We start from the raw sequence: 12,358 nt of genomic DNA, 5'->3' as shown, positions 1-12,358 counted from the left end.
TGGCAATCTCGATATCGGCCACACCACCACGACCGGACGCAATGCGGTGAACCGCCTCGGTGAAGGCCGCGGTCTGGATCGGAAGTTCAGTGAGCAAGCCTTCGAGCAATTCCTGATTGATATCCTCGGGCAGCCCGAGCGAGAGGTCCAAAGGATCAGCGACGAGCGGGCGGTGCTGCCCCTCAGGCAGCGGCGCAACAGCGAGTTCGACCGCGGTCAGGGCGCTCAGCAGCTCGGCGTGATCGCCGAACAGGGTTGCGCCGACATCCAGATCGCCGATCAGCCGGACCAAGGCCTCGGCCGCCGGGCGATCCGTGGGTGCGCTCAGATAACCGCGCAAGTATTCGGGAAGCGTCGCCAGCAAGGTCAGGACGCCGTCCTGCGCCGGCCCTGGATCCGGCTGCCAAGCCCCAAGTGCCGCGTGGATGCCGGACAGGAGCTGCGCCAGTACCGCCAGACCGATCGTTTCGGCGCCGGCGGCCAGCCGCTCCAGTTCATCGCGCAGTTGTTCCCGGCCGTCGCGACGCCGATCCGGCTCATGCTCCGCGGCGATCGCCAAGGCCTCCAGCAGACCGACGTAGTTCGCCTCAAATGCCTCCACGGCCAGCGCGAGCATTTCGTTGGGCACGGATTGAACGGCGGTGGTAGGCAACACGAATGCCGGCGCCGATGGGGTCGGTGCGGGCTCCTCAGATTCAGTGTCGAGCGCAGCGCTGAACGCCGTCGCGAGCGAATCCGCTGACGCCGCAGTCACATCCGGCTCCATCGGCGGCTCATTGAGCGCGAACTCGGGCGCGGACAGTGGGCTCTCGCCCTCCAGCTCAGGTGGCGGCTGGAGCGGCGTCCGCAGCGAGTCGACCTCCTCGTTAGCCGTCGGCGTTAAGGATAAGTTATCGATATCGTTGGGCAGCGCAGCCGAGACGTCCAAGGCATCGGCCGCGACCGGCCGGTGCTGCGCCGCGGGGGGCTCCTGCGCTGCGGCGAGTTCGACCGCTTCAAATGCCTCGACGGCAGGCGCAAGCATGTCGCTGGTCACGGCTTGGACCTGGGTGTCAGGCGGCATGAACGTCGCCGCCGGCGGGGTCGGTGCCGATTCCTCCGATTGCGCGGCAGGGCAGCCGATGAACGCGCTCGCGGGCGAAGCCGCCGCCAGCGCGGCCACCTCCGGCGCCATCGGTGCATCAACGCGTTGCCTCGCGGGCGCGGACAGCGAGTTCTCGTCATCCATGTCGGGGGGCGGCTGGAGCAGCATGCGCAGCAAGTCGACTTCCTCGTCGTCCATGACAACTCCCCAGTCGTCGGACTGTAGGAAGCCCACGAGTGCATCGCCAGCGCCAAGATCCGCGGGCGATAGGACATAATCCATGAGCAACAAGGGAAGCTGGGCCAGTAGGACAAAAACCGTCTCTTGCCGGGCCTCATCGTCTCCCACGGCCGAAATCCGGTCCGCCACCAGTGCGGCAGCCTCGATCAACCCTGCAAGTCCCTCGTCATCGGCGGCCTTGCCGAGGGCCCCAAGCACATCAGAGACCGATTGCAGGCGAGCGCAGATGGGCTCATCAGCAACGAGCGCCTCAGTCAAGGCGTCGATACAATCGAAGAGCCGGTTTTTGACCTGGTCCGCCGTCGCGGATACATCAGTGTCCAGGGGAGTTCCCATAGCGATTCTCGCCGCAATGATGGTAGAGCATTCGCGCGCAAACCCTGGCGATGCTCGCCAGGGTTCACCGTGGGAATTCAAGCCGGAAGCTTGAAGACACGTACCGCTGAAAGCAGGCTTCTCGCGTATTCCACCAGGTTGTTGGTGTATTCGCCCTGCTCGGTCAACTGCTGGCTCGTCTGCTCGCTGCTCTTGCGGATCTCAGTGGCCCGATGCAGCAGGTCGTTACTGACTTTGGCCTGTTCCTGCGAACTCGCCGCGATCTGCTGCACCAGTCCGACCAGTTCCGCGGTCGATTCCTGGGTATTCTGCATCTGCTCGCCCGCCTGCTCTGCCAATCGGCTGCCCTCGACAACCTGCGCAATCGCCGCGTTCATGGTGTTGACCGTGTCTGCCGTGTCCACCTGGATACTGTTGACCAGGGTGGCAATCTGGGCCGTCGCTTGGCGGGCACTTTCCGCCAGGCGCTGCACTTCGTCGGCGACCACCGCGAATCCGCGACCGGCCTCACCCGCCGAGGCGGCGTGCATGGAGGCGTTCAGCGCCAGGATGTGGGTACGCTCGGCGATGGTGTTGATCAGGCTAACGACACCACTGATCTCCTGTGAGCGCTCACCCAGACGTTTGATGCGTTTTTCCGTCTCGCGGATGATGTCGCGGGTGTTGTTGATGCCGCCAACGGTGTCGGTTACCGTCTGGAGCGCCAGCTGGGTCGTCTTGATGGCGTTGTCGGCCGCGTCGTTGCACACCCGCGCCAGATCGGCGATCTCATTCATCGAGACGGAGGTGGCGGCGAGCGCATCGGCGGTCTGCCCCACTTCATCGCGTTCGTGCGCCGCGGCGGCCATGACGGTTTCGGCTTGCTCTCTCACCTTCATCGAGGCAACGGTGACGTCCGCGGAGATATCGGACACCTCTTGAAGTACTCGGCCCGTTTCCTTGGTGAGCAGGTTCAAGGCGTCCGCCACGGCACCGGTGACGTCCTCGGTAATGGGGATCTTGATCGTCAAATCCCGGCGTGACAGTTGCGCCACACCCTGGAGCAGACCCAGTACCGAATCGTTCAGTTGCTCGTTCTCGCGCTTGATGGCATTTTGGGTGGCAACGCGCTCATCCATCATTCCGTCGAAGGCGCTACCAAGTGCGCCGACCTCATCCCGGGTAGCGAGATTCGACCGTGCGGTGTCATCGCCTTCTGCCAGCATACGCACGACCTGGCGCAGTTGTTCCAGCGGCTTCATCCTGCGCGAGATGGCGAACCACAGCAGGGCGGCGAGGGCGATCGAACTCCCCACACCGAAGAGCCCCAGCATCTTTCCCATCTGCGTACCGTCGCGGGTAATTTCATCGCGCTGGGTACCACCTGCGATGACCCAGTTCCAAAGTTCCGAGCGGTCGAAGGCGACGAATTTCTGTTCCGGCTGTCTATCTGCATTGAACCAGGTATAGGTGAAGACTCCGGATTTCTGGTCGAGCATCGGGGCCAGTGTACCTTTAACACCGTTACCGTCCACCAGTTCCTGAAGTCTTTGCCCGGTCAGCGACGGGTGAACCAACATCAAACCGTGATCTGCTCCGGTGCCGAGATTGACGAGATAGGCGTAACCGCCCTCGCCGAACTTAGTATTCTTGACCATCTCGTAAACTTGCGCCAAGGTGGCGCTCAAATCCAGTCCCACAAACCGCGCACCCAGCACACGCCCGTTCTTGTCTATGACGGGTGTATACTTTGTCATGTAGTCCTTGCCGAACAATTTGGCCTGACCAATGTAGGACTCTCCATTCATCAGCTTGCGATATCCGGGGTGGTCTTTACCCAGGAACGTACCCAGCGCGCGCTTACCCTGAGCGTTTTTCACCGTGGTGGCGACGCGAATAAAATCGTCGCCGCTACGGGCAAAAACGGTGCCGACCGCGCCGGTGCGCTCGGTGAAGCCATCCAATACGGTTTCGTTGGTGTTGATAACCATGCCGTCCAGTTTGACGACCGGCGTCTCCACACCATTGATCGAAACCTGCTGGCCATCATCGAACGTGAGTTTGCCCTTATACTCGTAGTCGAATTGACTGGCGATATTAGCGATCTGTGTTTCGGAAACGCGATAAACCAGATCAGCCGAGCGTCGCAACTCATCGACCTGGGCCTGAAAGCTGGTTTCCGCGGCCGTCGTCATGGACCGATTACTGAACAGGCCCGCGAAGACGATCAGGCCCGTCAGGATCATCAGCGAAAGAAATCCGGCAATCAGCGTCATCTGATTCGCGAGCTTGAGGTTAGAAAACCGAAACCCGGATGATGTCGGGGTGTGCGTCATGACTAGCTCCTTGATTCGAATCACGTTCACACGGATCGAAGCGTGGTGTTTGGCCCGGCCTCATGGGTTGGACCGGTGTCTTGAGTGCCGCGCGGTTGGCGAGACGCCTTAGCCTCGCGTGCTGGCCGCCGTTTGGTTGAGTGCGCTGAAAAATGCCTGGTGGTCGAACTCGATCCAGAGTTCCTCCTCGACCGTAAATCCTCCAGCAACGGCGCCGCGCAACGCCGTTGGTAGGCTGGGCAGATAGCTCACGGCGGACATCTGCGAGAGCGCCTGGGGGTGACCATCCACCACGAGTGCGACCGCGCTCTCGCCCTTGTCAAAGATCAGGATCCATCGCTCACGCCCGGCGTGCCGGCGCTCCAGACCACAGATCATGGCCAGATCGAACACGGGCACCAGGTTGCTGCGCAGATTGATCATGCCCAACAGCCAGGGGGGGCCATTGGGAATCATGGCGATCGGCATCATCGCAATGACTTCGGTACCAATGCGTGGTTTGATGAGGAGGTTTAGGGATGCGACCCGAAACCCATAGCGGACCTGTCGCTTTGGGGACCGGGGCTGATCGAAGGCGGTGCCGTCGGGGAGTCGGAAGCGGGTGAGCGCCTGCGTCGGCAACAGCCAATCCGTTTCCCCGCCGCCGGGGTGTTCCAACGCCGGGGCATCCCGTTCGCCAACCGTCGACATCTGCGCGACCTCCATAACGGCAGCGATCAGGTAAGTGCCTTGAGCTGATCGATCACTTCTTCGGCATTCACCGGCTTCACGATATGTCCCTTGGCACCCTGCATCTGTCCCCAGGCCTTGTCGACCTTCTGCCCCTTGCTGGTCACAAAGACCACTGGGATCGCCTTGGTGTCTGGGTCTCCGGATAGCGTGCGGCACGCGTCGTAACCGTCGATGCCCGGCATGATGACGTCCAGAAAGATGATCGAAGGCTTCTCTGCCTTGGCTTTGGTGATCGCCTCAGCGCCATCCGCTGCCGTGATCACGATACATCCGGCATCACTCAAGATCCCCTTGATATTGAGCAGATCGGTCGCCGAATCATCTACAACTAAGGCCTTGGTTACCATGTCAGTGCTCCTCATAGGTGTTTGCTGAGACGAGCATCGGTGCAGTGATGCGGTCGTCGATGATGGAAATGGCACCCGCGCCGCCGCGGCGCCGGCCTCAGCCGGCGAGCGAGAGCTTGGGGGCCTTCAGGTATTTCTTAAGAACGGCCTTGAACGTATCGTTTTCGACCGGTTTGGTCAGGTAGGTGTTACATCCGGCCAGCGAGCCGCGCACCCGGTCGAAGGGTGAGGTCCTTCCCGTCAACATGATCACGGGCGTTTTCTTGTGCATACTGAGCTTCTTGATTGAACGGCAGATCTGATAGCCGTCCGCGCCGCCAGGAAGCACCACGTCGAGAAAGATGAGATCGAAGCGCTGGGTGAGCAGCAGCGCCATCGCCGATTCACCGCTATCGGCACAGGTGGTCTCAACGTCGTGCAGGCGTAGCGCCAGCTCCACCTGTTTGCGAATGGTCACGCTGTCATCAATGACGAGGGCGGTATAGTGGCTACTATACGATGTGTCATGCAGTGCCTCGGTGAACGTTCCGCCGGCCGATGACGCTTTGGTCTCGGCCTTCCCGCCGATCACGAGCTCGGGAAAAAAGTTCAATTCCTTCGTGACCAGCAGGTCCAGCATGCTTAACAGCCGCGAGGCGACGATGGGCCGCTCCATGCGTGAATCGTATTCAGCGCAAGGCGCGCTGGAGTCGATGATGATTGCGGGTATCCGCCGCCTGGTCTGCGCCGACTGGAGCGATTCCCTCGCCCCGTTGTCCGTGCCGTCGATGATCCAGACATCGGCTTCATGGGCATGCATGGGGGAGGTGATCTGGTAGGACCGGGGTCGATTACAGGACAGCATGCAGAGGCTTTTCACCATTCGGCATTCTGAATCTTTCAAGCCCCACAGCATGACCGAGAATGTGCCTGTCTTGTGCATCTTTTAATTCCCACAGTATGGCTGCAAAGGTGGGCGCGGACGCCGCGTGTGCGGTATCGCGAGCACTGGCAAAGGAAAACACGCAGGCCGGAGTCGACGGCGGCACCGTGGGCCACGCAGCGCAACGCCTTGCGTGTGCGCCGGCGGTTTCTCACCCGCCCGTCGCGTCTCAAGCCAGCATACCCGCATGGCAGCCGACGAAACCTGCTTCCCGGAATCCTGCAAGGCTGAGCGTCATTCCCCTCGCCCACCCCGCCAGCGTCGTCACATTATGCCTTACTCATTCAAGACGTCAATCCTTATCATGATGAACCTGAAGGGCTGGGTGGGCCGCTTCCATGGCGTTGCCACCAAGTCCTGGGCCAGTGACCTGGGATTGCGTCGTGGTCTGCAACGCTGCGCCGACCCCTGACGGCGATGCGGTGCCCCGCGGTCGGCGAGCCCCCAGGGTTCACCTAGCAATCGCCATATTTTTCTATGGGTTGCGACACCTTCCGCACCTCTGACGCAACCTTATCACGATTATGTCACAATCGTCTAATCCGCTATAACGAACCACGAACCGCGTCACAGACAATTCGAATAAGTTAAGAGTTTGTTAAGCGCGCCTTCGGCTAACCTATGCAGAACGCAATCGTATAGCCCCAATAAACTGCGCATGATCGGGGTTGATTTGGAATCGATTAAAAACCTGCCCGTCCGCGTGGCTTTTGGCCCGCAAGCGCATATTACTCAATTGGGTGGGCGACCCGGAGGCCGAACTGGGGGCTTGGTGTGGTGGACAAGCACCTTGACCGCCAGGCTGCCGAGCGGCATCTGTTCAGCAGAGGGCCAGGCGATCGCCGTCCAGGGCTGTTGGCGGGCGGCCTAGATAAATTCACTTCGCCGACGGCGGTCTGTTCGACCAGGTCGATACCCTGACACGAGGTGGTGTAGGCAGGCCGGGAGGGCCAGCCCCCGTGCGCGCCGACCTCTGGTCGGCCGCGCACGATCGGCGCATCACTCCGTGATGCGGATGGGGGTGCCGTCCCGGACCATCCGCCAGATCTCGTCGATCTCATTATCCTGGAGCGCGATGCAGCCGTTGGTCCAGTCGACCCTGCGGTAGTCGGCCCGCAGGACCGGGGACGTCACATCGTTGGGGAGCCCATGCAGCATGATCATCCCGCCCGGTTCCACGCCGAGGAACTTGGCGAATTCCATATCCCGCGCGTTGGGATACGACACATGGATGGCCTTGTGATATTTGCTGTTGGGATTGCGCCAGTCCAGCACATAGTCACCGATCGGCGTGCGCCGATCCCCTTCCCGGATCTTGTGGCCGCGCGGGTTATCGCTGAGGGCGACCCGATACTCCTTGACTACCTTGCCTTTTTGAAGCAATTGCAGCTTCCTATCGGACTTTTTCACCACGACCCGATCGGCATAGTCGACCTGCGTGGTCTTGGCCCCACCCCCACAGCCGCCCAGCGTCACGGCATAGAGCAGGGCCAGGGCGGCGGCGAGTCCTTGGGTTGAGCGGCGGGCGGTACGGATCGAGTGCTTATGCATGGTATTAGTTCCCCAGGGTTTCGGCGGGGTGCCGGATCTAGAATCGACAACGGGAATTCTAGGTAACGCGCTGAGAATAAACAAACTCCATTCTGTGCGGTTCAAGACCCGGGCAGCACGCGCAGGAACAGGGTTTTGAGGTAGGCGGTCTCCGGAATCGCCGGGTGGACCGGGTGATCCGGTCCCTGTTGGCCGGTCTCAAGGAGTTGCAGAAAGCGCCCGGCGCGCCGCCCGGCCTGCTGGACGGTGCGCAGGAAGGCGTCGCGGTTCATGTGGAAGGAGCACGAGGAGGTGACCAGCAGCCCGCCTGGCGCGAGCAGTTCGATGCCGAGCCGGTTGAGCCGGGCATAGGCCTGGACGCCCTCCTTCTCGTCCTTGCGGCGCTTGATGAAGGCAGGCGGGTCGAGGATCACGGTATCGAACTGCCGGCCCTCGTCGCGCAGCCCACGCAAGACCTCGAAGGCGTCACCCTGGAGCGGGTGGATGCGCTCGCCCATGCGGTTGCGCTCGGCATTGTCCGCCACCCGCTCCAGTGCGGCCGCTGAACTGTCGACGCAGGTCACCGCTTGCGCCCCCAGGGCCGCTGCGCGCAGGCCCCAGGCGCCGATGTAGCTGCAGACGTCGAGCACCCGCTCACCGACCCCGAAGCGGGCCAGGCGGGTACGGTTCTCCGCCTGATCGAAGAACCAGCCGGTCTTCTGGCCGGTGATCGGCGAGACCTGGAAGTCGAGGTCGTGCTCGGTCAAGATCAGCGCATCCGCGGGGTCGCCCAGGACCGTCTCCACGCCCTGCGTCAGCCCCTCCAGTTCGCGTACCGAGGTGTCGTTGCGGATGACGATGGCGCCCGGCTTGAGCACCTGTTCCAGCGCGGCCAGGACCTCGGCGCGCACCCGTTCCATCCCCGCGGTGGTGAACTGCACCGCCAGCAGATCGGCGTAGCGGTCGACCACCAAGCCCGGCAGCCCGTCGCTCTCGCCGAAGATCAGGCGGTACAAGGGGCGCTGATACAGCCGCTCGCGCAGGGCCAGGGCATCGTGGATGCGCGACAACCACAGGGCCGGCGTCAACGGACGGTTGCGCTCCCGGCTGACCAGGCGGGCGCAGATCAGTGAGTGTGGGTTGACATAGCCGTGGCCGATCCAGCGCTCATGGTCGCTCAAGACCTCCACCGGTTGTCCGGGTGCCAGGTCCTTCAAGGGGGTCGCCGCGGTGTCGACCTCATTGCTGTAGACCCAACAATGGCCGGCGAGCAGGCGGCGTTCCTGGTCTTTGCGCAGCAGCAGCGGCATCGGCTTCATGGGGATGGTCCTGAGGTTCTTGGGCGTGGGGCGGGATCGAACCGGCAAGAGTACCAGATGAAGGGCACGCCTGCCCTTTTGTCAATTATATGATCCCTGAAGCCTGTTGGCGGCGATGTCTCGCCAACGCTGGTTGCAATCAATGCCACCCCGGCGGCCGTGCGGCCACCGGGGTGGACGGCTCAGGTCCCGACCTTGAGCTTCTGGCCCGGGCGGACATTGTTGTCGTTGGGTGCCATTTTGTTGAGTCGACGCAACTCGGCGACCGAGATCCCGTTGGTGCTGGCGACGCGATACAGGGTTTCCTGCGCCTTCACCACATGGACCTTGGTATTGCCGGCCACCGCCTCCCCCTTCCCCGCCTTGGCGGTCTTGGGCTCCGACTTGCCCGCCTTCGGGTCGGCCTTGGCCGTCTTCGCATCGCCCTTTGCGGCCTTGGCGTCGGCCTTGGCCGTCTTGGCATCGCCCTTCGCCGCCTTCGGGTCGGCCTTGGCGGTCTTGGCCTCGGCCTTCCCGGCCTGCGCGTCGGCCTTGGCCGTCTTGTGATCGCCCTTCGCCGCCTTCGGGTCGGCCTTGGCGGTCTTGGCCTCGGTCTTCGCGGCCTTCGACTCGGCCTTGGCGGTCTTGGTCTCGCCCTTGGCGGCCTTCGGCTCGGCCTTGACGTGTCCCGCCCGCGGCTGCGGCTGCTCGTCCTCCTCCTCCTCCTCCTCGACGACTGCGATCCTGGGTTGCGCCTTGGTCGCCTTGACCGCTTTGGGCCCAGGCCGGGGCTCAACCCGCGGTTCCTCCGCGGGGTCAAAGCGCGGCTCCACCGGCGGCTCCACCCGGGCGATCTTCGGCTCAGGCGGCGAGGCCCTTGCCACCTTGGGCTCAGGGGTGGGCTCAAACCGGGGCTCGGTCAGTGGGTCAAAGCGCGGCTCGACCCGTGCGACCTTGGGGGCAGGCGGTGCCACCCGCGCGGCCGGGGCGTTGCCTGGCATATCGGCGAAGTTCGACGCGGCGTTTGGCGTGGCGCGGGCGACCGGGGAGCCCCCCGGCAGCTCGTCGAAGCCCGACCCCGACTGGGAGCGCGGCTCCACTCGGGCGACCTTGGCCTGCGGCGGCGGTGCGGCCGGCGTGCGGACCGGCAGGTCGGCGAAGGCCGGCGCGGCGCCTGTCGCCTTGAAGGCCATGGAGGCCGCCGCCTCGGTGAGCGGGGTTGTGGGCTCGAGCGCGCCGCGCGACACAATCGCCGGGCTGTAGCGCGAGGGCTGGCTGCCGGCCCGCTGCTGGCTGCCGGCCGGCAGCCACACCGTACTGCCGGCGGGCAACGCCGCCCGCCCGCTGACGGCCGCCTCGCGCCAGTGCATATTGAGGCTCGCCAGGCTCCCGGTGGAGACGCCATAATGGCTTGCCACCTGATCGGCCGGCATGCTGCTGGCCAACACCAGGCGTTCGTGTGGCCAGGGCGATTCGTAACGCAGCCCTTCCGGGAAATAGCGCTGGGGATGGCCGGCGACCTCGCGGGCGGCGAGAAACTCGGCGTAATAATTACGCGAGGCGAACCCGAATGCCTTGCCCTGATAGTTCTTGACGATCTTGCCGAAGTCCTGGCCGAACTGGCCCTTGGCATTGGACATGCCGCCCTGGCCGTGGTTGTAGCTGGTGATGGCCAGCGGCCAACTGCCCAGGCGGTTGTAGGCCTGCGACAGATAGCCCGCGGCGCCCTGGGCGGAGATGATCGGGTCCATGCGATCATCCACCGCGCCGTTGACGTGCATGAAGATGCGGCCGGTGGCCGGCATGAACTGCCAGACCCCGGTGGCCCCGGCGCTGGAGACGGCATTGGCCTGGAACGAAGACTCCACATGGGGCAGATAGGCCAGGTCCTCCGGCAATCCGTGGGCGCGCATGACCTCGCGGAAGGCGCGATCGTAGCGGCCGCTGATCTCCACGCCGCGGCGGAAGCGATCACGCAGGCCGCGCTGCGCCCGCACCCGCTCGGCCGCCCCGTAGACGCCGCGGGCGCCGCCGTCCTGCTCGAACTTGGTCAGCAGCACCTGCTGCGGCGGGCTCAGCGGCTGGCTACTTGCCAGGCGCCGCTCCATATCACGCACCATCTCCTGGTAATAATCCTGGCGGGCGGCGACGAAGGCCCGCTGCTCCGACGTGTAGCCACCCGGCGAGATGAGGCCGGGCAGTTGCGCGACCTCGTAGATCACGCCCATGTGCTCGTCGTCGTGGAAGGCGACCTTGTCGCGGCCCCAGGTGCCGTAGACGTTGCGCCAAAAATTCACGTTCGGCTCGATCTCGGAGGGCACCGGGAACGACCCCGTGGAGCCATAGCCCATCGGGCGCTTGTCCACGACGGCCTCCTTCTCTGTGCCGCCCCCGCCGCAGCCCCCAAGGGACATCACGGTGATCACCGTCAGTGCACCGGCCAGTAACGGCGCTGGGCGCCAGCGGCGCGTCAGTCGAATAGTGAGAATTGGTTCAGCGTGACTCATGCTCGTTATTCCCCCCCAGGGTGTGACATGGTTGGCCGTCGGCCAGTCGCGAGCGCTGCGAAATCTTCGCCGATCAGCGCTTTGGAAGCAATTGCTCTGTCATTACGGGCGGTCACCATCGCTCCGGCTCACCCGTCGCGGCCGGGAGGCCGCTCCTACGCGGGTAGGAGCGGCCCCCAGGCCGCGACGAATGTTCTCGGGGTGGCCGCAATAGCGTCAAGGCACGGTCACCGCCCAGCGGCCGGGCGCGGGCGGTTCAGAGTGGATTGCCGGCGGCGTCGCTCAAGGGGTCCAGCCCCTCGGACTCCAGGAGTGTGATCAGCCGGATCAGCGGCAGGCCGATGAGCGCGCTGGGGTCCTCCCCCTCCAGGCGCGCGAAGAGCGCAATGCCCAGCCCCTCCGACTTGAAGCTGCCGGCGCAGTCGTAGGGCTGCTCGCGGTCCAGATAGGCGCAGATGCGCGCGCGGGTCAGGCGCCTGAAATGGACATGGAAGGGCTCCACCACGGTCTGGGTGCGCCCGGTGATGGCATTGAACACACATAGCCCGGTCTGGAACACCAGGGTGCGCCCGGAGGCCAGCTCCAACTGGGCGATGGCCCGCTCCCGGCCCCCGGGCTTGCCGAGCACCTGGTCGTCGATACAGGCGACTTGGTCGGAGCCGATGATGATGGCATCCGGGTGCTGCGCCGCCACCGCCGCCGCCTTGGCCTCGGCCAAGCGCAGCACCAGCACCTGCGGTGGCTCCCCCGGCCGGCGGGTCTCATCGACCGCCGGGGCCGCGGTGGTGAAGGGCAGCCCCAACCGTTCCAGCAAGGCGCGGCGAAAGGGCGAGGTGGAGGCGAGGATCAGTGGCTGGTGCATGGCGGTCGCGCATTGGTTCGGGGTCGGCCGCCTATCCTAAGCCGTTCGCGCCGCCGCGGCACCTGCCGCCGCCCCGGGAGCGCCGCACCCCAGTGCGGCCGCCCCATCAGCCATCGCAACGTTCGATGACCCGTGCGGCACTGGCTGCACTGGGAGCGCAGCACCTCAGTGCGGCGAAGCCTCGC

9 protein-coding genes are annotated in these 12,358 nt (G+C 64.3%); all 9 read right to left on the bottom strand.

What is annotated here, in order from left to right; all coding sequences use genetic code 11:
• Window positions 1-1,660 (bottom strand): hypothetical protein (locus QZY44_RS13775; protein WP_295447142.1); only part of this gene is annotated, 1,660 nt, incomplete at its 3' end.
• Between the two features lie 77 nt (window positions 1,661-1,737).
• Window positions 1,738-3,975 (bottom strand): Cache 3/Cache 2 fusion domain-containing protein, encoded by a 2,238-nt coding sequence (locus QZY44_RS13770; RefSeq protein ID WP_295447141.1) that lies wholly within the window; start codon window positions 3,973-3,975, stop codon window positions 1,738-1,740.
• A gap of 108 nt (window positions 3,976-4,083) precedes the next feature.
• On the bottom strand, window positions 4,084-4,665 hold the full coding sequence (locus QZY44_RS13765; RefSeq protein WP_295447140.1) for a chemotaxis protein CheW: 582 nt from the start codon (window positions 4,663-4,665) through the stop codon (window positions 4,084-4,086).
• A 26-nt stretch (window positions 4,666-4,691) separates the two neighbouring features.
• Entirely contained in the window at window positions 4,692-5,054 is a 363-nt protein-coding gene (locus QZY44_RS13760) for a response regulator (RefSeq protein WP_295447139.1), read from the bottom strand.
• Window positions 5,055-5,151: 97 nt separating this feature from the next.
• A complete protein-coding gene (locus tag QZY44_RS13755; protein ID WP_295447137.1) occupies window positions 5,152-5,976 on the bottom strand; it encodes a response regulator in 825 nt (274 codons plus the stop codon).
• A gap of 999 nt (window positions 5,977-6,975) precedes the next feature.
• Window positions 6,976-7,527, bottom strand: coding sequence for a L,D-transpeptidase family protein (locus QZY44_RS13750; protein ID WP_295447135.1), 552 nt, complete (start codon window positions 7,525-7,527; stop codon window positions 6,976-6,978).
• Window positions 7,528-7,628: 101 nt separating this feature from the next.
• Window positions 7,629-8,825, bottom strand: a complete 1,197-nt coding sequence (locus QZY44_RS13745; protein WP_295447133.1) for a class I SAM-dependent rRNA methyltransferase — start codon at window positions 8,823-8,825, stop codon at window positions 7,629-7,631.
• A 182-nt stretch (window positions 8,826-9,007) separates the two neighbouring features.
• A complete protein-coding gene (locus tag QZY44_RS13740; RefSeq protein WP_295447131.1) occupies window positions 9,008-11,311 on the bottom strand; it encodes a transglycosylase SLT domain-containing protein in 2,304 nt (767 codons plus the stop codon).
• A 256-nt stretch (window positions 11,312-11,567) separates the two neighbouring features.
• Window positions 11,568-12,173: a nucleoside triphosphate pyrophosphatase gene (locus tag QZY44_RS13735; RefSeq protein ID WP_295447129.1), complete on the bottom strand. Its 606-nt coding sequence runs from the start codon at window positions 12,171-12,173 to the stop codon at window positions 11,568-11,570.
• Window positions 12,174-12,358: the final 185 nt, after the last annotated feature.

It is taken from the genome of uncultured Thiodictyon sp. (assembly GCA_903837595.1).
GTDB lineage: Bacteria > Pseudomonadota > Gammaproteobacteria > Chromatiales > Chromatiaceae > Thiodictyon.
The sequence above is the reverse complement of the archived record's forward strand: the minus strand, read 5'-3'. Positions and strand labels throughout refer to the sequence as shown.